The following is a 22,244-nucleotide window of genomic DNA, read 5'->3' on the forward strand; positions in this document are numbered from 1 at the left end:
TTGTTACTGCACTGAAAGGGATGGCGAGTGCATATGCGAGTAAAAGTTTAGAGCAGGCTTTATCTAAAATAAAAAGCATAAATTGTACAGAAGATAATGCTGTTTCTGTGGATTTTAGTGTAGCAAGTGAGGATGATGAAATAAATGAACAGTTAATGCTATTAGAAGATGCAATTAAGAAAAAAAATATTGTTCGATTTGCCTATACAAACAGTCATGACGAAATAAAAGAATTTCAAGTTGAACCAGTTCGGCTGCAATACAAATGGTATAGCTGGTATTTGATTGGATATTATGAAAAATATCAGGATTATTGTATGTTCAAATTAGTTCGTATGGAACGTTTAAAAGTAACAGATATAAGAAATACAAAAATCCATGATCTTTCGGATATTAAGCAGAAGGGTTCTGTCAATAATATTGTTAACATCAAACTACATGGAAAAGCAGCCATAAAGTCAAAATGTAGAGAATACTTAAATGGACGAATTACAAAGGAATTTGAAAATGGTGATTTTGAGTTTTGTTTTTCTGCACCGGAGCATGAGATGTTTTGGTATGGGATGATTCTTTCCTTTGGAAATAAGGTTAAGGTAATCGAACCACAGGAGATAAAAGAACGCATTATAAAAATTTGTAAAGAAATTCAAACGGTATATGAGGAATGAAGATGAAATTATATTCAAAGGAAGAAGTAAGACATATGTTATGCCGTTATCACAATTTAGACGGTGCGGAAATGTTGTGTGGAAAAATAGGCGTAGAAAAGATAATGCAGCGAATACACAGTATTCAATATGATCCCTTGAATGTTGTAGCAAGGAATGCTGATTTAGTATTACAGGCAAGAGTGACGGATTACAAAGAGCAGGATCTTTACAATCTATTATACAAAGAACATAAATTGATTGATGGATTTGATAAAGAAATGTGTATTTATAACACTAAAGATTTTAACTGCTTTAGGTTTTAAGTGAAAATGAAATACGCGGTTCCACACTTCAAACACTGATTGAGAAAAATAAAATTGATGAAATACAGGTTGAAGGAATTAAAGAAACTTTTTATGTTTCAAAGGATATTCAAAAATATATGAAAAATCAAACTGCAAATAACTATGCAAGATTTATTGCGCCATTAGATAATATTATGTGGGATAGACAGATGATAGAAAAACTATTTGGTTTTATATATCGGTGGGAAGTGTATACTCCTATTGCTAAAAGAAAATTTGGATATTATGTGTTACCGGTACTATATAATGGTCGATTTATTGCAAGGTTTGAGGCGGAATCCGTTCGTCAGGCAGGGGAGTTTGCTATCAAAAACTGGTGGTGGGAATCAGAAGTTGAACCGGATAATGATATGATAGAAATAATTATAAAAGAGATGATACGTTTTGCAGAATTTCTTCAGGTCAACAATTCAAAAAATAATATTGTAAAGTTAGGAGTGTAGTAAAATGAAAGAAATAGAAAGATACGATATTAATGAAGCTTGGGCACATTCAGGTATTATTAAAGCTGGAGACTTTTGCTTTTTGAATTATTGTGTCCGTAATGTGGATGGTGCTATTGAGCAGCAGATTAATGGAGCTTTTGATGAAATGGAAGAAAGGTTGGCATTGGTGGGTATGACTCTTGAAAATGTAGTACAGATGAATTGTTTATTTAAAAATATCTATGATATTCCGATAATGGAAAAGGTTATTAAAGAAAGATTTAACGGAAAATACCCTGTACGCAAGTCGATTCAAACCGAATTTGCAGATCAAAATAATAGATTGCTATTTCAAGTTGATGCTATAGCCTATTTGGGAAAATAGTAACTCCAAGGTAGATTTTTGTCTACCTAGTAACTTGCTTTTTGTCGGCGGGAATAAGGAAGGCTGTATGTTCAGAGACTTACTAATAGAGAGTTTGATATATTGTGTCTATTGGCAAAGAATCCGGGCAGAATATTCAGCAAAGAGCAGATTTATGATATTGTCTGGCAGGAGCCGTATTCCGGCGATTACAATATTGTCATGAGCCATATCCGCCACATTAGAGAGAAAATAGAGGACAATCCGGGCAAGCCGCTTTACATACAGACCGTATGGGGTATTGGCTATCGGTTCAACAAAAATTTAAGCAGCAGTCTGTGATGTGAAAACAGATTGCTGCCTTTCTTTTAAATAAAGCAGTGGATTATTATTGGAAATTATCTATTCATTATTTGATGGAAAGTGTTTTTTCAGAGAAGCAATCCATTTTTCGATTGCTTCCACTAAAACATATTGTTGCTGTAAAACTGCAATGCCTGTTTCGGGAATTTCCGGAATATTTTCTTTTTCAAGGATGTTTTCCTCTAAATAAGTTTTCAGTGTTTTGATGTTCTTTTCAATGTTATTTACACAAGATTGCTGGATTGCTGGAGGTAAACTGTCTAAGTTGACAATCACAGCATTAAAGTCTAAAAAAATATGGATAGGTTTAGCAGCGATTTCCTGCATGAGTCTTTCAAATTCCTTACTTCCGGCATCGGTAAGGGAATAAACTGCCTTTTCTGGCATTTTCCCTTCCTTTACAATCGTTCCTTTGATAAATCCCTTTTCTTCTAACTGGAGTGCCTTTTTGTAGATAGACGGGGTGCTTATTTTTACCCATTTGGATATATTGCGGTATTCCACCAGCTTTTGAATATCATAAGCGCCCATAGGCTCTTTTTTTAACATTCCCAATACAATTAAATCAATCGTAGCCATTGTGACCAGCCTTTCTCTCTGAATTTATATGTATTACACTGTAATTTATAGTAATGGATTTTATAGCTGCTGTCAAGAAATAGAAAAGAAAATATCATTAATCTCTTGACAACTACTATAAATTAGAGTATATTTTCTTTCGAAGGAAATAGTATAAATTATACTACTGTAAATAATATTGATTGTCAAGAGAAAGGAGCATTTAGAAATGAATGAACGTAACAACAAAATGGAACTATTAGGGAGTGCGCCAGTCCCCACAGCTCTTGTGGCTCTTGGTGTACCGATTATGATTGGTATGCTGATCAATGCCCTTTATAATCTGGTAGATGCGTATTTCGTGGGAGGTCTGGGAGAAAGCCCTATGGGTGCGATTTCGATTGTGTTTCCGCTAGGACAGGTAGTAGTAGGACTGGGGTTGATGTTTGGCAATGGTGCGGCATCTTATCTTTCAAGGCTGTTAGGCCGTGGAGACAGAGGTACTGCGAATAAGGTGGCGAGTACGGCAGTATACAGCAGCGTTATGATTGGTGCAGTTATTATTATTTTGGCTGCTGTTTTTATGAAACCGATTTTAACCATGCTTGGGGCAACGAATACCATTATGCCGTATGCTTTGTCTTATGCAAGGATATATGTAGTTTCCTGTATCTTTAATGTATTTAATGTGACAATGAATAATATTGTGGCAAGTGAAGGGGCAGCGAAAACAACCATGTGCGCCTTATTGTTAGGAGCTGTATTAAATATTGGCTTAGATCCGGTTTTTATTTATGTGTTTGATATGGGGGTAGCGGGAGCTGCGATTGCCACTGCCATTTCTCAATTTGTTTCTACGCTTGTGTACTTAACTTATGCACTTCGTAAAAAGAGTGCATTTTCATTCAGTATAAAAGATTTTAAACCTTCCAGGCAGATATATATGGAAGTTTTGAAAATTGGAGTTCCAACACTTACCTTCCAGCTTCTTACCAGTTTTTCCATAGCGCTCATTAACCGGGCGGCAAATGGATATGGAGATGCTGCCATTGCCGGGATGGGGGCAGTCACAAGGGTTACATCTATGGGAACTTTAGTGGTATTTGGCTTCCTGAAAGGATTTCAGCCGATTGCAGGATTCAGCTATGGGGCAAAGAAGTTCCAGCGTTTGAGGGAGGCAATTAGAACCTCTATTTTGTGGTCAACGGTTTTCTGTGTAATAGTGGGTTTGCTAATGGCTCTGTTTTCTGTACAGATAATTTCTAAGTTTGCAAATGGAAATATGGAAATGATTGCAGTAGGGCAGAAATCCCTTTTGGCAAATGGATTTTCATTCTTTCTGTTTGGCTTTTATACGGTATATTCTTCTTTGTTCCTTGCACTTGGTAGAGGGGTAAAAGGCTTTATACTTGGGGCTTGCAGGCAGGGAATTTGTTTTGTCCCAGTGATTTTGCTTCTCCCGAATGTTTGGGGAATCAATGGAATACTTTATGCACAGCCGATTGCAGATGTGATTTCAGGCATTATCACAATTTTTATGGCATTACAGTTTCATGGGGAACTGGCAGAAGCACAGCTTCATATTGAAAAACAAGAGTAAGATTTAAGTGAATATATGAAACATAAAAAAAGAGATTTCTAAAAATTGATATAGCTAATTTATTTCTTCGCTGAAACTGGCAATGTAAGAGACTGCTGTTTTAGCAAGGTGATTATTCACACGGGTGTCGCTCCCCGTCGCCCTCCATATCGTTTCCCGCAACCTGACCGCAAAAACGATATGGAGGTATATACAATGACTATCATCGACCTGCACGACTTTTACTACCGGTACACCCAAGATAAATATATCAAATACTTATTCTCTAACTTTTTCATATAAATGGGAGGCTAATATCATCGTCCGTTCCTTTTTGTCATCTTGTCATAGACTTTAGCAAAGTATATAATGATATTGTTGCATCAAGTGAAGATGTACTGAATATATCAAAAAGGTTAATCGAGAAAAATAGAAAGTATGCCCGATTCATCTATAATGTTAGAACTTTGCGAAATACTGGGAATTACAGTAAACGAGTTGTTAAGCGGGGAGGAAATAAACATGGAAAGTTATGAAAAAAAGGCAGATGAAAATTTGATTGCATTAAAAAAGAAAGACAAAAATAACATGACAAAGCATGTCATTATTTCAATTCTTTTTTCAGCAACACTATTGATAGGGATTATGGTATGCCTTATTTGCGATATTGCAATATCCGGTAATTTAACATGGTCATTAATTCCGGTCAGTTCTATTGTATTCGCATGGATAATTTCTTTTCCAAGTATTTTTTTGGGGAAAAGAGGGTTTACCGTAAGTTTAATATCATTAAGTGTTTTTATCGTCCCCTATCTGTTCTTATTAGGCGGTTTATTAAAAGCGAAAGAAGTATTTTCAGTTGGTGCAGTGATGGCGATGGTTTCAATCATATTCTTGTGGATAATAGTTGCAGTGTTTAAGTGTATTGAAAGGAAGTTAGCCGCTTTAGGAACAACTTTTTTATCTGCTATTCCATTAATGATTATTGTCAATGTAATACTATCAAAGATGATAGAAGAGCCTGTTCTTGATGTATGGGATGTGCTGTCTGTCTTTATGCTGCTGATATTGGCATTTGTATCCTTTATTTGTGATTACGCTAAGAAAAAAGGACTGATGAAATAATGAAACTGTACAATGTCAAATAGGCTTAATTGCGATATAATAAGAACGGCATTGTGGGTATAGAATGTACGGAGTATGATACAGAATCGGATTTTGGAGGAAATTGGGGATGGAAAAAGATAAAAGAAAACTAACAGATAAAGAATTGAAGCGTAAAGATCACTTTGAAAAATTAAACGCTGAAATGCATCAAAAAGGATATCAAATAAAGAATATGATTATTGATATACAACAGGCGAATTTTCAGGGGCCTTTGAGTATGCTGCCATTTATGGTTTTAGCATTTGGGGTATACTATTATGTGAATGGTTTGGATATAGACGGAATCTCTATCGGAATTGTCGCAGCAGCATATCTGCTTATTCTTGTTCTGATTGTACTGCATGAGTTAATACATGGAATCACTTGGGGGATTTTTGCAAAAGATCATTTTCATTCGATTGATTTTGGATTCATTCGGAGCAGTTTTACTCCATACTGCACGTGCTCAGAACCGTTGAAAAAGTGGCAATATCTGTTCGGAGCGGCTATGCCTACACTAATTTTAGGATTCGCAGCTGCGGTAGCTGCAGTGATAACAGATCAATTATTGCTGCTTTTCCTGGCGGAAATCATGCTTCTGTCAGGCGGCGGAGATTTTCTGATCATACTGAAAATCTTGTTATACCGCACGGATAAGAAAGAAAGTGTGTATTGCGATCATCCTTATGAATGTGGCTTTGTTGTTTTTGAGAAATAGAATTTTGAATAACCGTTGTATACAAAGAACGGCGTACCAAGGCAGGAATCAAGAAAAAGGTTCCTGCCTTTTGTGATATTTATTTCAAAATATTTAGATCATACCGCACATTTTGGTGATATAATGCGTTAATCAGAGTGAAGGAGGTCTCTTGATCCATGGACATAGAAGAACAGTATGACAAAATATACCGTTATTGTTATTTTAAGCTAAGTAATCAGCAGTTGGCGGAGGATATTACGCAAGAAACTTTTCTTCGCTTTTTAGAGAGCAATACTTATTATGAAAAGGGAAAGAAATTACGGTATCTTTATACGATAGCGCATAATTTGTGTGTTGACATATATCGCAGTAAAACGGAGGATCCTTTAACAGAAGAATTACGGTCAGAAGATAAAGAGAATGAAATACTTACAAGTATTGTTATAAGAGACGCATTGCATAGACTGACGAGAGAAGAGCAGGAAATACTGCTTTTGCGGTATGTGGATGAAGTACCTGTATCGGTTATTTGCGGGATATTGAAGGTATCAAGATTTTCATTGTACCGTAAAACGACAAAAGCGTTAAAACAACTTCAAGATATGCTTAGAAGGGAGGATTTCAGGTGAAACAGGATTTAAAAAAAGAGTTGTGCGAGGCTTTTGCAGCACCTTCGCCAACACGAAAAAGAGAATTTTTAAATAGAATCCCGCAATCAAAGATCAGTAATCTGGCATTTTTAAGAGTACAGATTACCTATATCCCCAAATATGTCTGGGGAACTTTTGGGATCATACTGGGGATTGCAATTCTTGGCGGATGTTTTTTAGAACAAGATATATTATGGGTAATATCAGCGTTGATTCCGTTCATAGCATTGACGGCGATCACAGAGTATGTGCGTTCAGAAGTTTATTTGATGGCTGAGCTGGAGATGAGCGCTCGTTTTTCACTGAAGAGTGTTTTACTGGCACGGATGATGATATTGGGTATGGTTCATTTGATCTTAATGATGTTATTAATTCCCATCTGCACTATTTATAATGCGGTGTCAGTGTTTCAGACTGGATTATATTTATTAGTACCTTATGTGCTTACATCGGCAATCGGCATGTGGGGGACCAGGAAGATACAGGGCAAAGAATCTATGTATTGGTGTATGGGAACAGCAATCGGGATTAGCGGAATGAATCTCTTTATCCAGAACATTTTTCCGATCGTATATGAAATGAAATATTCTGTGATTTGGTTGGTCGTGTTAATCATATCTGTTGCAATCATCATAAAAGAAGCGAAAAGAAATCTAAAACAAGTGGAGGAATTGGCATGGAATTGAGCTTAGATCGTTTGACAAAGCAGTACCGTAACAAGATAGCGGTAGATCGGGTATCTCTCAAATTAGGAGAAGGAGTGCATGGTTTGCTAGGGGCAAACGGCGCGGGGAAAACGACGTTGATGAGGATGATCTGTGGAGTATTAAAACCAGATAGTGGGACGGTAACGTTTGACGGCATAGATGTTTCTACAGAACTATACCGGTCTAAACTGGGATATTTACCGCAGGATTTTGGATATTATCCGGATTTTTCAGGAATGGATTTTTTAATGTACATGGCAGCTTTGAAGGGCTTGATAAAAACGCAGGCTAAGCGTAGGGCAAATGAACTTTTGGAATTGGTATCTTTACAAGGAGACGCACATAAAAAAATCAAGACATATTCAGGAGGAATGAAACAGAGATTAGGGATCGCTCAGATGTTATTAAATGATCCGAAGCTTCTTATTTTGGATGAGCCGACCGCGGGACTCGATCCCAAAGAGCGTGTTCGTTTTAGAAATATTATTGCAGAAATTGCGAAAGACAGTATTGTTATTTTGTCAACACACATCGTTTCAGACGTCGAACATATTGCAGATAACATATTAATGATGAAAGACGGAAAAATGATCTATCAGGGGAGATGGCAGGAACAGTTGGGCGATCTGGAAGAATTTTATTTGAAACAATTTGAGGAGGAGTAAGATGAAACAGATAAGAACATTATATTTCTTTGAATTAAAGAAAATTGTGGATCGAAAGATCACGTGGATGATCGGGGGAGTTATAATTTTGCTATGCATATTTTTGAGTTTTGCTGATCTGCTGTCTTCGTCGGTCTATGTCGGCGACGTCTCGATCAGTGGTTACGAAGCTATGAAAATAAACAGAGAATATGCAAGAAATCTCAAAGGAAGAGTGATCGACGATACGTTGCTTCAGGAAATGGCAGATTCCTATCCTGAGGGAATCGAGAATGAAGGGAGAGCTATTATTAATGACAGGACGAACGGTACGGTGGGAGCTATAACAGAGAGTACAGAAGAAAACGGAGAAAGGAAAGTATATGCAGAACAGTTAGATCCTCAAAGTTTTATTAATGAATATGAACCGATTTATTCGTTTATGTGTAATGTTGTAGAAAACGAGATTTTAGGTACAAGTGAGGAAGAGCTGTACGACGAAAGAGCAATGGTGATCTCGCAGAACCGCACGGATCAGATGCTTACGGAAGAGGAACTGAATTTTTGGGAAGAAAAATCTGCACAGATTAAAACACCATTTACTTATGAATACGCAGAAGGCTGGGGGAATATATGGACGTATATATATACGGTTAATTATATGATATTTTTGATGATCGCAATATGCCTTTCCAATATGTTTTCTATAGAACATTTGCGTAAAACAGATGCGATTATTTTATGCAGTCAATATGGAAAAAAACATTTATATCTGGCAAAGATATTAGCAGGAGCAACCTTTGGTGTAATTACAGCAAGCCTTATTTTAGGGGTAACAGTGATCTCAAGTATTTTTGTCTACGGTGCGGATGGATATGATGCGGCTTTACAGCTTATATATCCGTTGTCTTCATGGAAGGTTAGTATTGGAGAGTCCATAATTATCTTGTTTGGTGTATTGTTGATCATTTCTGTATTGTATAGTGTTGCTGTAATGGTACTGTCGGAAATGATAAAGAACAGCGCAGCGGTTATGGCTGTTCCGGTTGGAATTATGATCCTGACTATGATGATCGACATACCATATCAATGGAGAATACCGTCTCAAATATATGATTTGCTGCCAACAAATTTATTGATAAAATTTCAGTTGTGGGATGACAGGTTAGTGTCCATTTTCGGACGATATTTGACAAATTTTCAGATTTCTCCGCTTATATATGGAATTGCTGTCATAATATTATTCTGGATCGGAAAGAGAAAATATCAAAGATATCAAATAGCCGCAAGATAAAACTACCCAATGACAAATAGGAATGATTGCGCTATAATTGTTTTTGAAAAACAGAAGAAATCTTGATGAGGTGAGCATCATGTACAACATTGCACTCTGTGATGATGAACAGGATTTTGCTGATGAAATGAAGCAATACATACAGCGGTATCAGGAAGAAAGCGGTGAGAAGATCCGTGTGATGGTATTCAGAAATGGTCTGGAGCTGATTGAAAATTATGATCCATCCACGGACTTAATCTTCCTGGATATCCAGATGGATCAGATGGACGGCTTAGAGACGGCAAAGCGTATCCGGGAGAAAGACGAAGAGGCGGGCATCATCTTCCTGACTTCGTTGAAACAGTACGCATTAGAGGGATATCAGTATCAGGCGGTCAATTATCTTATTAAGCCGATGAAGTATATCAGATTGAAAACGGAGCTTGACCGCTGGATTGAGAAATGCAGGAAGAAGAACCCTTGTATCGTGATTGCCAACGATCAGGGAACATTTAAGGCGGCTGTAAATAAGATTCACTATATCGAAACCTATAAGCGGAATCTTCTGCTGCATACGGACGAAGGGGAAGTGATCAGTTATGAGAGCATGAAAGCGCTGGAACAAAGGCTGAGCCCTTTTGGGTTTTACCGCTGTCATGCCGGATATCTGGTGAATATGGGACTGGTCCGGAAGGTGGAAAAACTGGAGATTACCTTATCTTCCGGTGAGACAGTCTATGTCAGTAAGCCGAAGAAGAAAGACTTCATGAAAGCGTTAGCCGGATACTGGGGGAAGATGCTATGATGCAGATTCACTTTGTGGTACATATTCTTTCTATCGGGGTAAATGTACTGTACAGTTATTTGTTTTTTCGGATATTTTTGGAGTTGCTAGAGATTCGTAAAAATATCTTGATAAAAGTGACCGCATATATCGCATTTGTGTTTTTATGGACGCTGCCGATCTACAATTACAGCAGTATTCAGTTTGTGTATGCGCTGGCGGGAATGGTTCTGTTCGTTGCCGTGTTCTTTCGCGGAAATTGGACGAAAAAGATATTTGCGGTACTCGTGTTCTGTCCGTTGATGGTTGCGGTAAATTTCATCACCTTCAACCTGTCGGACAGCATTTATTACCGGGTTACAGGTGATCCGGGCGGTCTTGAATGGTCTGTACAGGAATTGACGGCGGCCAGCCTGATCGCTCTGCTGATCGATGTGCTCCGCCTGCTGCTTACATTCGCGGTATATCCGTTTTTAAAGAAATATATTTGCCGGATCAAAGAAGTTCTGACGGCCCGTATGTGGATCGTACTAGATATTTTGCTCTTAGTTCCGTTCGCGGCGACTTTTGGGATTCTTTGCTTTACTGCGACGGATGTTGCGGTGATCTATCCGATCTGCATAACTGTGATCGCCTCCAGTTTCGGATATATCTATCTTGTATCTTACATTTGCAGAACGATGGAAGTGGTGCATCATGCAAAAGAGATGGAAATGCTCCAGAAGTTTTATGATGAACGTCTGAAAGAAGAGGAACGTGTCCGGGCAGTTTACCACGATATGAAGAATCATCTATTGCTGCTTGAAGCCCGCACAGGGCATCAGGAGGAGACGCAGGAGATGATACAGAGATTACAGGAAAAGGTAGAAGATTATGAGAACTATATCCAGACGGGCAATGCGTATCTTGACATTATTTTGCGGGACAAGATGAGGCTGGCAAAGGAATCCAGGATCGATGTCCAGGCAGAGGTGGAGTTTTCAAAAGGGAAGTTTATAGACGGGCTGGATATTAGTACGATCTTTGGAAATGCGTGGGATAATGCCATGGAAGCCTGTATGAAATTGCCGGAAGAACAGAGGTTTATTACGGTCAGGGCGGGCGTCAGGAATCAGTTTTTGATCGTGAAGTTTGAAAATTCTGCCAAAGAAGGAGATCTGGAAATTCCGACAACAAAAGCAGACACATTTATGCACGGATTTGGAAAGAAAAATATCCAGAAAGCTGTAGAAAAGTATCAGGGCAGTTGTCAGTGGGATTATACGGAAGGGATTTATTCGCTGTCCATTCTCATACCCATGACGGAGGAAAAATAAATATATTATAGAAACGGTTTAATATTTTTGGATATAAAGAGAGCCGGCGGACTGTGATTTTTCACAAGTCTGCCGGCTCTGCGTTTATGCGTCGGGCTCTTGTTTATTTGAAAATAGTCTTTGTTTTTACCAAGAGGACAGACGGGGAACTGATCTCGGATAGGCGTTGCAGGAGGTCAAAGTAAGCGTTGTGGAAGTCAAAGTAAGCGGGAGATATTGAAATAATCTTTTGCAACAATATACTAAAGATTATCAGAAAGAACCGCAGGAGGGCGAGAGGACATGCGTATATTGAGTGCAAGAAATTTAAAAAAATATTATGGAGCAGAAGACAATTTAACGAAGGCGCTGGATGGTGTCGACCTGGATGTTGAGCAGGGAGAATTTGTGGCGATTATCGGCGCATCCGCCAGCGGGAAATCTACACTGCTCAATATGATTGGCGGTCTGGACGTGCCGACCTCTGGACAGGTATGTATTGGCGGGAAAGAGATCGGGAAGATGAAGCCGGATGAGTTGACCGTATTCCGCAGAAAGAATATTGGTTTCATTTTCCAGAACTATAATTTAATACCGGTATTGAACGTACTGGAGAATATCACACTTCCGATTGAGATGGACGGCAAAAAGCCGGATGAAAGTTTCATAGAGCAGATCATAGAGCTTCTGGGACTGACAGAAAAGGTGTATAAGATGCCCTCGCAGTTATCGGGCGGACAGCAGCAGAGGGTGGCGATCGCCAGAGCGCTTGCAAGCAAACCGTCTATGATACTTGCCGACGAACCGACCGGAAATCTGGATTCTGAGACGAGCCGGGAGGTGTTGGAGCTGTTGAAGGTGACTTCGGAAAGATTCCATCAGACGATCGTGATGATCACCCACAATCCGGAAATTGCACGGCAGGCGGACCGTATGATACGGATCGGAGACGGACGGGTGGTAAAGGAGGCATAAATCATGGGAGGCAAAAAGCAGATAGAAAAACAGATAGAAAAGCAAGCGATCAGGCGCATCGTACAGCGGAATTTTAAGAAAAAACGGATGGAGAACATGGTGCTGATTCTTTCGATCTTGTTAGTGACGGTCTTAATGACGGTTATGTTCGGAGCGGGCATCAGTCTTTTTCATAATCTGGAACTGGCGAATCTGAGAATGAAAGGGACGGAAGCGAATGTGATCATTCCGCATATGGAAGAAGCGGAGATGGAGCGGTTTGGCAGGATTGAAGAAATATCAAGCATAGGGCGGCAGCAGTTTGTGGCGGCGGCAGCTATGCAGGAGGGGATGTCTGGCAGTCAGGTATTTGCCATGACCGCTTATGACAAAATAGAATGGGAGACGCATATTGTGCCTACGCTTTCTGACATACAAGGAACCTATCCGCAGGCTGAGAATGAGATTATGATGTCCCGGTGGATGCTGGGGCAGTTAGAAATTGATGAACCAAAGATTGGTATGAAGATCCCTGTTTCCTTTGTGGATTTAGCCGGGGAGGAAAAAGAGCAGACGTTTATTCTAAGCGGATATTATGTGGATTATATCAATTATGCTCCGAACATAACGCCAAACAGCGCGAATACAATTTCCGCAAATCTGTATTATACAGAGCAGGGAAGTACGAAAAAAGCCATCGGTAATATGGCAGTCTCTCAGGAGTTTGCAAAACGGTATGGAACAGCGGAGGGGCTTTATGGCACGGCTAAGATCGACGACAGCCTGAGTACAGAGGAAGCCTTTGCATTGATCTCGGAAGTGACGGACCGGCAGGATATTATTGTGACGGGATTATCGAAAACCCTGGCGCAGTCTTTCGCCTTGGCGGTGATGCCTGTATTATCCGTTATTCTGATCATGATTGCGGGATATCTTTTGATCTTCAATGTGATCAATATTTCTGTTCTTCGGGAAATGCATATGTTTGGGCAGTTAAAGACGCTGGGTGCCACTTCAAAGCAGTTGAGATCCATTGTAAAAAGACAGAGCAATCTGGTATCTGTGATCGGGATCCCCGCAGGGCTTCTGGCTGGCACGGTATTGGCAGAATCCGTAGTACCGGGACTGTTAAGAAGGATGACGGAAGGAAATGGATTTGGAACGACCTTTGAAACCGGGATCATAATCTCACCGTGGATCTATGTGTTTGCAGCAGCCTTCGCATATCTTACCGCGGCACTTAGCAATCAGAAACCGTCGAAAATGGCGGCGCAGGTGTCTCCGATAGAGGCGCTCAAATATGTGGAACAGACAGAGACGATAAAAGCCCATAGAGGAGGCAGCGGCGGGAAATTATACCGCATGGCATATCGGAATGTATTTCGCAGTAAAAAGAAAGCAAGGGTAACGTTTGCTTCTCTTTTCTTTGGATTTTTGATTTTTCTGATCGTAGAAGTCTGTACCTATGGCGCAGATTATGAAGAAAAATACGATAGGGAACAGCCGGACAGCTTTACCCTGCAAAATCTTACATTTCAGATGGCAGACGCAGGCGGCATTGAAAATATCCTGAACGAATCGGTGACAGATACGATATGCGGTTTTGAGGGCGTAGAGAAGATAACCGCTGACTATGTAGAGCCTGTTTATTTTCAAAATGAAGAGCTTTTTTTAGAGCCATTTATAAAACTTCAGGCACAGTACACAGGCTTGTCAGAAGAACAGATCAGGGGACATCTGCGGGCAAGAAGTATCGGACTTCCGTTGGAGAAATTTGAGGATTTTTCTTATGAGAGCACATTTTCGGAAGCGGAAATCCAGACGTATCTGGAAGATGGAACGGGTGTATTTTTTGACGAATATGCAGAGGCGGATATCCGGCAGATCTGCGGAAAGAAGATCACACTTTCCGGCAGGCGCGAAGGCGGGAAGACTGCGGAGTTTACCGTGCTTGGTGTGATAGGGGATAAAGGGAATAAATATGTCAATACGCCTCAATATTACGGAGAAGTAAGAGACGATGACGTCCCTCTTTATATGACGGCAGAAGCCTTGGAGAGAGTATCGGGGGAAATGCTGGTCCAGACGCTTCGTATTCAGACGGACAAAAGCAGAGACGAAGAAATATTGGAGGAATTGGAGGCAATGTTTGCCACAACGACCGTCGTCCAGATCAGCTCACAGGTAGAAGCGAAGGATCGGGCAGACGCCGCATTTGACACGATCAGAACGATCGGAAATCTGTTCGCCGTATTCTTGATCTTCATGGGCACGCTCAATTTTGTAAATGTCATTTTTACAAATATTTATGCCAGACAAAAAGAATTGGCCGCATTGGAGAGTATCGGCATGACAAGGAATCAGATGAAAAAAGTATTGATGCTGGAGGGGATCTATTACAGCGGGATTACGATGCTTTTCTTATGTACCATAGGTGTTGCCGTGTCGTATGGTGCGTCATGGCTTTTTAGGACGGCGTTCGTATATTTTGCCAAATTTGGGATACCGGTTGCAAGCCTGTGCATCGTGTTTGTCCTGATGCTCCTCATCTCGGGAAGCGTACCGGTGTTGGTCTATCATTATATTTTAAGAGAAAGTGTGGTGGAAAGACTGCGCAAAGGGCAGGATTGATCTGCGGTTTGGAGTCCTCAGACGAAATGACAGGGGGCATAGTGTGCTGAGTTTCTGGGAATTCGCTGTTTATGGGGTGGCTTTTTGAAATAGAATTTTTATATAATGTTATGTAATAAACGAGTAGGAGGTACTGAGGATGGATGTTCAAAAAATAGGCGGGTTCTTAAAGGAACTCCGAAAGCAAAATAACATGACACAAGAGCAATTAGGCGAAAGGATCGGTGTAACAAATAAGACTGTTTCAAGATGGGAAACGGGAAAGTATATGCCGCCGATTGAGCATTTGAAGCTTTTGAGCGATCTATATCAGATCAGTATTAATGAGATTCTGACTGTCGTTTGTAATACGTTGAGTATTATTACTATTATAGCTAAGAAAAACAAATAGTATGGGAAGGTTCATTGAAGAAAATGTTACGAAAAGCCGTGTGGAATCTTTGGATTTTAGCACGGCTTTTGATGCAATAAAGTCTGATCTATCCATTTGTTGAAAAATCCGTCTGACTTATGCTTAGGAAGTTAGGATGTAGACCGGTTACCGCTGGAAATATCATCTTAAATCCAAAGTTTCTTAAAAAACAACAGATAAATTTGCAGTATGGCGCAAGAAAACAAAATGAGCTTAAAACATTCTTTGGTTCCATCCGTTTCAGGTCATCAAGCGAAAGTCCTGATTCCTTAAAGCGGTTCATGATAAGCGTTACTGTACTGGAACCAATAGAATAACGCTTCTGGACAGTGTTATAACTCCCAGAATCTAGCCGGAGGGTAATAACGCCAATAATGGTAGAGTATTTCTGCATATGCAGCTCCTTTCTCTGTAACATGTTGAGTAGTAACATTCAACAGTATAGAGAAAATGCGCCGTTTGTGCAAAATAAATACGCCGTCAGTCCGAAATTCGTCACACCGCCCTTAGCGAAATGGCTACGCCGTTCGTCCGAAATTTGCACCTTATCCCTTTATATGATTTCACACAAGTTTACTCTTTCCCTGACTGCTTATAAGGGCAAAATCAAGGGCAAGAAAATCTCATAACAAGATATAACAAAGTGTGGCAATCGGGGAAATGTGATGTATGTGCGAATATATTATAACGGAGGATTTTTTCATGGACAAGTACATTTATGATGAAAGCAACAGTTTTTGGTATGAACTTCAAGGAGATTATTATATTCCTTGCCTTATCTTACCAGCCGAAAAAGAAAACAAACCTATCGGCTTATGGGGGCAGCGACACAAACGCTACTTACAGAAACATAAAAGGTCGATTTACACTACGCTACTCACAAGCGGAAAATTGAACCGCTACCTTACCGATATTGACGAACAGGCAGAGAATATGTTTTTTCGGCTGATAAAACAATTTGCCGAGAAAGAAAATATAACGGAAAAACTCAAATTGGAAAATCAAATGTTGTGGGTTCAGAAAATCTAAACTTTTGGATTTTTCCTAAAATCCAAACTTAGGAGAAATCCAAACTTTTCTGAAAATGGCTTGATAATAGGGGATTCTTGTAGAAAAAAGTTTGGATTTCATTTCGCCAAATGCAATGCTCCAATTATGACAAAATGAGAAAAACACTGTTATTTAGCTCTGTTCCAACTAATTTATTTCCATTTTTGACAAAAGAAAGCCAAAACAAAATCCAAACTTTTTTGTCAGAAAACGCCTTAAATAAAGGATTTACAGAAGAAAGTTTGGATTTCTCAAAAGTTGGGATTTTACAAAAGATGAATAATATCCGCAATCGAGCAATGGAGATAATAAACAAAGAAATAATTTATAATTAAGAATAGCGGGCAACGATATCCTGGTGATATTTGTTGCCCGCTTATTTCTTTATAAAATCGGCTCAATAACAGCACGAAAATAGTAATCTAATTCTTCTGGAGTATGGGTTTTCTTATCTTTCAACCACCATAAAACCATTTCTACAAAGCTACCTGAAATATGGTTGACAAGAAATTCTTGGGGTAAATCTTGATTTTGCTTGCGGTTGTGGTTTGTGAATTGTGTTTGTATCAATTCATTTAAGCTGTCCTTGAAATAACGAAGGAAAATCTCGCTGCTTTCACAAGAGAGTAATCCTAAAATATTATTGTCATTTTCCTGCAAATGTTGTAAAAGGTGACAAAAAACAGACTGCGGCACTTCTTTATTTGAATAAAGACCGTGTGTATGGGTTTTATCCACAGCACTATCAATAATATGTCCGAATAATTCCTTGCAGACAGCTTTTAACAATTCGTCTTTCGTTTCAAAATGAGCATAAAAAGTACTTCTTCCGATATTCGCTTCGTCAAGTATTTCCTGTACGGTTATTTTCTCGTAGCGTTTGGTTTCAAGCAACTTGACAAAAGCCGAAAAGATAGCTTGTCTTGTCTTTATTTGTCGTCTGTCCATAATAACTTCCTTTCCAAACAATTTTTATGTTTTGTTCGATAACATACAAAGTAATTGATTTGATTATTGATATGAAAAGCAAAATTCAATAAACTAAATACAGAACAAAGTGTTTTGTATCGAACATAGTGTATCATAGCTCACCGTGAGAGTCAATGATATAAATTTAGGAGGATTGAAACTATGATTAAAAAAATCAATGATTTTCTTGCAGGTATCCCTATGACGATTGTAGGCGGTATATTTCTTGTTATCAGTCTTGTGCTATCACTAACAGGAAACAAACTTCCCATTGATCCTGCTTGGGTATCAGTATTTATCTGCGGTATTCCCTTGCTATACCTTTCTATTTGGAGGATTATCTACAATCACGGTATCAGCAAGATCTCATCCGCATTGTTAATTTCTATCGCTATGATTGCGGCAATAGCCATTGGAGATTTATTTGCCGCAGGCGAAGTCGCTTTTATTATGGCAATCGGAGCAATTTTAGAAGAGAAAACCACTGAAAGAGCGAAAAAAGGATTGAAAAAACTTATCAGCCTTACACCACAACAAGGACGCAAGATTTCAAATGGAAAAGAAGAAATGATTGCCGCTGAAGATATTAAAATGAATGATATTCTGCGTGTTCTTCCTGGTGAAAGTATCCCTGTTGACGGAGATATTATGGATGGGGTGACCTCAGTTGACCAGTCTATTATGACGGGAGAATCTTTACCAGTTGATAAGACCGTTGGAGATAGCGTTTTCTGCGGTACAATCAATCGCTTTGGAACAATAGATATTCGTGCTTCAAAACTGGGTGAGGATAGTTCTTTGCAAAAACTAATTCGTATGGTAGAGGAAGCAGAAAACAAAAAAGCACCGATGGCTCGTATTGCAGATAAAGCAGCAAGCTGGCTTGTGCCTGTTGCATTATTAATTGCAATTATTGCATTTATCGTAACCAAAGACATCGTCCGAGCGGTTACTGTTCTCGTTGTATTTTGCCCCTGTGCGTTGGTGCTTGCTACGCCTACAGCGATTATGGCAGCAATCGGGCAAGCGACAAAACACGGAGTTATTATTAAGTCAGGTGAAGCCTTAGAGCGAATGGGTAAGGTTGATACCATTGCCTTTGATAAGACGGGTACACTTACAAATGGAAATCTTGTAGTAAAAGACATTTATCCATTTGATAATGATATAGATAAAACCCTACTTCTGCATCTTACCGCTTCTGCCGAAAGTTACTCGGAACATCCTCTTGCAAAAGCCATTACTGTTTATGCAAAAGAACAAAACATCGAATTGCTCAAGGTTGAAGATTTCCATATGCTACCTGGCAAGGGAATTTCAGCGGTAATTCGTGACAAAAAATTATTTTGTGGTAATACAGTTTATCTAAAAGAACAGGGAATAGAGATTGAAAGTATTGTAGAACAGATACTTGAGAAATTCAGAAACGAGGGAAAAGCGGTTATTCTTGTAGCTGATACAGAAAAACTTCTCGGTGCAGTGACTCTCTCTGATACGCTGCGTGATACATCAGCAAATATGATTGAAAGATTGCGTAAAATTGGAACACACGCTGTATTGCTTACAGGTGATCACAAGCAGACCGCTGAATATTTTGCAAAACAGGTTGGCATTACAGATGTTCATGCAGGACTTTTACCTGAACAGAAAGTATCTGAAATTGTAGCATTACAAGAAGAGAGAAAAACGGTTTGTATGATTGGTGATGGAGTAAATGACGCACCGGCACTTAAAACCGCAGATGTCAGTGTTGCTATGGGAGCAATGGGGAGCGATATAGCTGTAGAAGCAGCAGTCATTGCTCTGATGAGCGATGACATAGCAAAGATACCTTATTTGAAACGATTGTCAAATGCCTGTGTAAAAACAATTAAGTTTAGTATTTCACTATCTCTTTTTATCAACTTTGTTGCGATTACACTGTCGCTTTTAGGACTGCTTACGCCGACAACAGGAGCATTGGTACATAACTGTGGCTCTTGCCTTGTGGTATTGATTGCAGCACTTTTATATGACAGAAAATTTGAGTAAACTGCATACATGGGGGCCTGAAATGAACTTTCATCCCCATATCCACACAATACTGCTCGGAGGAGGATTGACACAAAAAAATGAATGGAAGGATAACGGCACTGAATTTTTCCTTCCAATCCAGATCATTTCCAAAGTATTCCGTGGAAAATACATGGAAGAATTGAAAAACCTTTGGGAGACCGGCCAGCTCAAGTTTCACGGGACAGCCGAAAAATACCGTAACCATTACGCATTCAAAGAACTGCTTAATGCCTGTTATTCTACAGAGTGGATTCCTTATTGTAAGAAAGCCTTTAATGGCGCACAGTCTGTGATTGATTATCTTGGAAAATACACTCATCGGATTGCAATTAGTAATCATCGTATCATCTGTATGGATGAGGAAACCGTCACTTTTTCTGTGAAAGATTACCGGAATAAAGGGCAGTGGAAAGAGCTGACTCTTTCTGGCATTGAGTTCATACGGCGTTTTTTGATGCATGTCCCACCAAAGCGTTTTGTACGAATTCGGCATTACGGACTTCTTTGTTCCCGCAGCAAAAGAAAAAAGCTTACTTTATGCCGGAATCTTCTCGGATGCAGAAAATATATTTCAGAACTGCACGGTAAGGGAATGCCTGAAATATTGAAACATCTCTATGGCGTAAACGTCTGCATGTGTAAAGCCTGCGGCGGTAAACTTGGAAAGCCTCAGCTTCGGATACCACAAAGATGCTAAATATTTCATTTCCCAATAGTTTTCTGAAACCTCAAAATTTGAGGTTTTGTTGTCATGCCCATTTATCTGGAATCATTTGATTTCTATAGCTTCTGCACAGAAAATCCTGTATAATTATGGGTAAGAACAAAAGATTGAAAGTCCATAGGTAGTGGCTACCCGGACGCTTACTTTGTTCAATTAGGTCAAATCGAAAATGGTGTAAACGAAGGGGCAGTTCACTGGAATGCCAAAACTGCTTTTTCGTTTACCCCATCATCGATTCTAACCTAAAGAATTTTGATTTGTCTGCGTTGTTAAAAGCCCTGTCATAAGTTCTGGATACACTGTTTATGTCGAAAATACAGTGCCGAGAGCCATAATAGCCGCATTGGTGAAAGCATGTAAAATGATACAGCTCCAGAGGTTTTTATTGGATTTATAGTAGATAAATCCAAACGCGCAGCCAGTAAGGACATGTTCCGTCATAACCATTCTGAGTGAATACATTATGTTTCCGGCAGTATTGTCCCACAGATAATATGCAAACGGGAAATGGTATAGTCCAAACAGAATACCGGTGAGCAGTATGGCAAGGTACGGCTTTTTCAGTGAATCCATCATAGTTCTTTGCAGAATGCCCCTGAAGAAAACTTCTTCCGTAAACGCTGCTGTAAGTATCATCAGGCAAAAAAATACTGGAAGTTTTATTAATATTTGGAGAATATTCGTTATATTAAAATAAAATTCCCCTAAACCAAAGACAAGGATAATAACACCTTGGTATACAGCACAAATCAACAGCTTTTCTCACTTATAAATCCCGCATTTGCGACGAGCGAAGCACTTTCATCAGCGTTTCCCTAAATGGAACATATTACTTGGGAGCAGGGGATTTTTTCAAATAGAATCTTTTGCGCCCCGTCAAGCTCTTTCACCTCCAGACAGTAGAACCCATTTACGGTTGCCGCACCATCCCGCGCGGTCATGTTTGCGATTGCCATGCTAGTAAGGGGTTCTGTTTTCACGATCATGCCGGGAACCAAAAGCCCCTCCTCGTACATTTCCCGTAAATATTCGTCAGAAAATTTTCCGACAGCCTGCCATAGGAAAAACAATGCAAGAAGACAGATAACGGCGGAAGAAATTCCTGCCATGCACAGGAGGCACACACAGGTTATCGCGGAGCTTCTCCGCTTTTTGACGACGGCTTTTATTTCTGTAGATTGCTAATATTTTTTATAGATATATTCAGTAAAAATCCGATAAAAACAATATACAATCCAGACCACCCAGGTTATTTCCCACTTGTGTGATATTACAGAAATCATCAAATAAAGAACAGCAACAGTAATAGCAATCATCCAATTCGTTATTTTTTTCTTCCTGGTTATTTCATTCGCTGATACTTTTACAACATCTGACAACAGACTTTCATATTCGTTATCAACGTTGTTTTTTGTTCTTTCGCCCTTGAATAATTCTGCTATGGTAATCCCCAGGGATGCAGCTAATGGTTCAATAAGAGATACATCTGGAAATCCGATACCTCGTTCCCATTTTGAAATAGCTGCACTTGATACTCCCAATTCATTCGCTAAATCCTGCTGCGTGCGATTTTGTCCTTTCCTGATAGCAGCAATCAGACTGCCTGTTTTTTGAGCGTTCAATATTTTCACCTTCTTTCCGATTTCATAATATCACAAGAAACACCATATTCAAGAAACGCTCCGTTGAAATGTTAAACGCTGCATTGGATTTATGCAAAAATAACTTCCCCTTCTACAATCCCCCTTGCACAAGCACGTATGTTATTTATTCTTCCTGCCAGGGCTGTGGCGCAGTTTTTACGTTCCTCTAAATAAAAGCAGTGGAAAAATCTTCCGCAATACGGTATTGTTAAGTTACCACACAAAACAATCAAATATGGAGACCTCCACTGCCTATGAATATAATAACATTTTTTGGTGTCTTCCGCAAACGGAATTATG

Annotated in this window: 24 protein-coding genes and 1 pseudogene; 20 read left to right on the forward strand and 5 right to left on the reverse strand. The window is 39.4% G+C overall.

From position 1 onward, the window contains the following. Positions 1 to 20: 20 nt before the first annotated feature. From VSQ62_RS12100 to VSQ62_RS12120, 5 genes are all read left to right on the forward strand, one after another. Entirely contained in the window at positions 21 to 668 is a 648-nt protein-coding gene (locus VSQ62_RS12100) for a WYL domain-containing protein (RefSeq protein WP_334635174.1), read from the forward strand. Positions 669 to 670: 2 nt separating this feature from the next. Beyond that, positions 671 to 973, forward strand: coding sequence for a DNA glycosylase AlkZ-like family protein (locus VSQ62_RS12105; protein WP_334635175.1), 303 nt, complete (start codon positions 671 to 673; stop codon positions 971 to 973). A gap of 77 nt (positions 974 to 1,050) precedes the next feature. Further along, positions 1,051 to 1,458: a DNA glycosylase AlkZ-like family protein gene (locus VSQ62_RS12110; protein WP_334637643.1), complete on the forward strand. Its 408-nt coding sequence runs from the start codon at positions 1,051 to 1,053 to the stop codon at positions 1,456 to 1,458. Between the two features lie 4 nt (positions 1,459 to 1,462). After that, the gene (locus VSQ62_RS12115; RefSeq protein WP_334635176.1) at positions 1,463 to 1,825 is read left to right on the forward strand and encodes a RidA family protein; all 363 of its coding nucleotides are present in this window, start codon (positions 1,463 to 1,465) and stop codon (positions 1,823 to 1,825) included. A gap of 63 nt (positions 1,826 to 1,888) precedes the next feature. After that, positions 1,889 to 2,146, forward strand: coding sequence for a winged helix-turn-helix domain-containing protein (locus VSQ62_RS12120; protein ID WP_502957818.1), 258 nt, complete (start codon positions 1,889 to 1,891; stop codon positions 2,144 to 2,146). Positions 2,147 to 2,206: 60 nt separating this feature from the next. Here VSQ62_RS12120 and VSQ62_RS12125 read toward each other — a convergent pair whose 3' ends face one another. Then, entirely contained in the window at positions 2,207 to 2,746 is a 540-nt protein-coding gene (locus VSQ62_RS12125) for a PadR family transcriptional regulator (protein WP_334635177.1), read from the reverse strand. Positions 2,747 to 2,954: 208 nt separating this feature from the next. Here VSQ62_RS12125 and VSQ62_RS12130 point away from each other — a divergent pair, with 208 nt between their 5' ends. From VSQ62_RS12130 to VSQ62_RS12190, 13 genes are all read left to right on the forward strand, one after another. Next, positions 2,955 to 4,325, forward strand: a complete 1,371-nt coding sequence (locus VSQ62_RS12130; RefSeq protein ID WP_334635178.1) for an MATE family efflux transporter — start codon at positions 2,955 to 2,957, stop codon at positions 4,323 to 4,325. 501 nt (positions 4,326 to 4,826) lie between these two features. Continuing rightward, entirely contained in the window at positions 4,827 to 5,429 is a 603-nt protein-coding gene (locus VSQ62_RS12135) for a DNA-binding protein (protein ID WP_334635179.1), read from the forward strand. Positions 5,430 to 5,538: 109 nt separating this feature from the next. Continuing rightward, positions 5,539 to 6,168, forward strand: coding sequence for a DUF3267 domain-containing protein (locus VSQ62_RS12140; protein ID WP_334635180.1), 630 nt, complete (start codon positions 5,539 to 5,541; stop codon positions 6,166 to 6,168). Positions 6,169 to 6,326: 158 nt separating this feature from the next. Further along, positions 6,327 to 6,779 (forward strand): RNA polymerase sigma factor, encoded by a 453-nt coding sequence (locus VSQ62_RS12145; RefSeq protein WP_334635181.1) that lies wholly within the window; start codon positions 6,327 to 6,329, stop codon positions 6,777 to 6,779. Next, on the forward strand, positions 6,776 to 7,486 hold the full coding sequence (locus VSQ62_RS12150; protein ID WP_334635182.1) for a hypothetical protein: 711 nt from the start codon (positions 6,776 to 6,778) through the stop codon (positions 7,484 to 7,486). The genes VSQ62_RS12145 and VSQ62_RS12150 overlap by 4 nt, the downstream gene beginning before the upstream one ends. Beyond that, positions 7,477 to 8,172 carry an ABC transporter ATP-binding protein gene (locus tag VSQ62_RS12155; protein ID WP_016216846.1) on the forward strand — a complete coding sequence of 232 codons (696 nt, stop codon included), beginning with the start codon at positions 7,477 to 7,479 and terminating at the stop codon, positions 8,170 to 8,172. Before VSQ62_RS12150 ends, VSQ62_RS12155 begins: the two co-directional genes overlap by 10 nt. A gap of 1 nt (position 8,173) precedes the next feature. After that, positions 8,174 to 9,445: an ABC transporter permease gene (locus VSQ62_RS12160; protein ID WP_334635183.1), complete on the forward strand. Its 1,272-nt coding sequence runs from the start codon at positions 8,174 to 8,176 to the stop codon at positions 9,443 to 9,445. A 79-nt stretch (positions 9,446 to 9,524) separates the two neighbouring features. Further along, entirely contained in the window at positions 9,525 to 10,232 is a 708-nt protein-coding gene (locus VSQ62_RS12165) for a LytR/AlgR family response regulator transcription factor (RefSeq protein ID WP_334635184.1), read from the forward strand. Next, a complete protein-coding gene (locus VSQ62_RS12170) occupies positions 10,229 to 11,527 on the forward strand; it encodes an ATP-binding protein (RefSeq protein ID WP_334635185.1) in 1,299 nt (432 codons plus the stop codon). The genes VSQ62_RS12165 and VSQ62_RS12170 overlap by 4 nt, the downstream gene beginning before the upstream one ends. 282 nt (positions 11,528 to 11,809) lie before the next feature. Further along, positions 11,810 to 12,481, forward strand: coding sequence for an ABC transporter ATP-binding protein (locus VSQ62_RS12175; RefSeq protein WP_334635186.1), 672 nt, complete (start codon positions 11,810 to 11,812; stop codon positions 12,479 to 12,481). A 3-nt stretch (positions 12,482 to 12,484) separates the two neighbouring features. After that, positions 12,485 to 15,091, forward strand: a complete 2,607-nt coding sequence (locus VSQ62_RS12180) for an ABC transporter permease (RefSeq protein ID WP_334635187.1) — start codon at positions 12,485 to 12,487, stop codon at positions 15,089 to 15,091. Between the two features lie 139 nt (positions 15,092 to 15,230). Then, complete coding sequence (locus tag VSQ62_RS12185) at positions 15,231 to 15,482, forward strand: helix-turn-helix domain-containing protein (RefSeq protein WP_334635188.1); 252 nt, start codon at positions 15,231 to 15,233, stop codon at positions 15,480 to 15,482. A gap of 723 nt (positions 15,483 to 16,205) precedes the next feature. Next, positions 16,206 to 16,532 (forward strand): TnpV protein, encoded by a 327-nt coding sequence (locus tag VSQ62_RS12190; protein ID WP_334635189.1) that lies wholly within the window; start codon positions 16,206 to 16,208, stop codon positions 16,530 to 16,532. Positions 16,533 to 16,937: 405 nt separating this feature from the next. On the opposite strand, the gene VSQ62_RS12195 is transcribed toward VSQ62_RS12190, so the two are convergent. Next, complete coding sequence (locus VSQ62_RS12195; RefSeq protein ID WP_334635190.1) at positions 16,938 to 17,501, reverse strand: TetR/AcrR family transcriptional regulator; 564 nt, start codon at positions 17,499 to 17,501, stop codon at positions 16,938 to 16,940. A gap of 183 nt (positions 17,502 to 17,684) precedes the next feature. Between VSQ62_RS12195 and VSQ62_RS12200 the strand changes: the two genes are divergently transcribed. Further along, positions 17,685 to 19,553: a heavy metal translocating P-type ATPase gene (locus VSQ62_RS12200; protein WP_334635191.1), complete on the forward strand. Its 1,869-nt coding sequence runs from the start codon at positions 17,685 to 17,687 to the stop codon at positions 19,551 to 19,553. Between the two features lies 1 nt (position 19,554). After that, positions 19,555 to 20,274 (forward strand): annotated as a pseudogene (locus tag VSQ62_RS12205) (IS91 family transposase); the annotation flags it as partial. 330 nt (positions 20,275 to 20,604) lie between these two features. Here the strand turns inward: VSQ62_RS12205 and VSQ62_RS32445 are convergent. From VSQ62_RS32445 to VSQ62_RS12215, 3 genes are all read right to left on the reverse strand, one after another. Beyond that, positions 20,605 to 21,054 (reverse strand): CPBP family intramembrane glutamic endopeptidase, encoded by a 450-nt coding sequence (locus tag VSQ62_RS32445; RefSeq protein ID WP_350339914.1) that lies wholly within the window; start codon positions 21,052 to 21,054, stop codon positions 20,605 to 20,607. A 62-nt stretch (positions 21,055 to 21,116) separates the two neighbouring features. Next, on the reverse strand, positions 21,117 to 21,410 hold the full coding sequence (locus VSQ62_RS12210) for a DUF3239 domain-containing protein (RefSeq protein WP_334635192.1): 294 nt from the start codon (positions 21,408 to 21,410) through the stop codon (positions 21,117 to 21,119). A gap of 72 nt (positions 21,411 to 21,482) precedes the next feature. Next, complete coding sequence (locus tag VSQ62_RS12215; protein WP_334635193.1) at positions 21,483 to 21,923, reverse strand: helix-turn-helix domain-containing protein; 441 nt, start codon at positions 21,921 to 21,923, stop codon at positions 21,483 to 21,485. Positions 21,924 to 22,244: the final 321 nt, after the last annotated feature.

The sequence above is a fragment of the Sporofaciens sp. JLR.KK001 genome (assembly GCF_036941055.1).
Lineage (GTDB): Bacteria > Bacillota > Clostridia > Lachnospirales > Lachnospiraceae > Sporofaciens.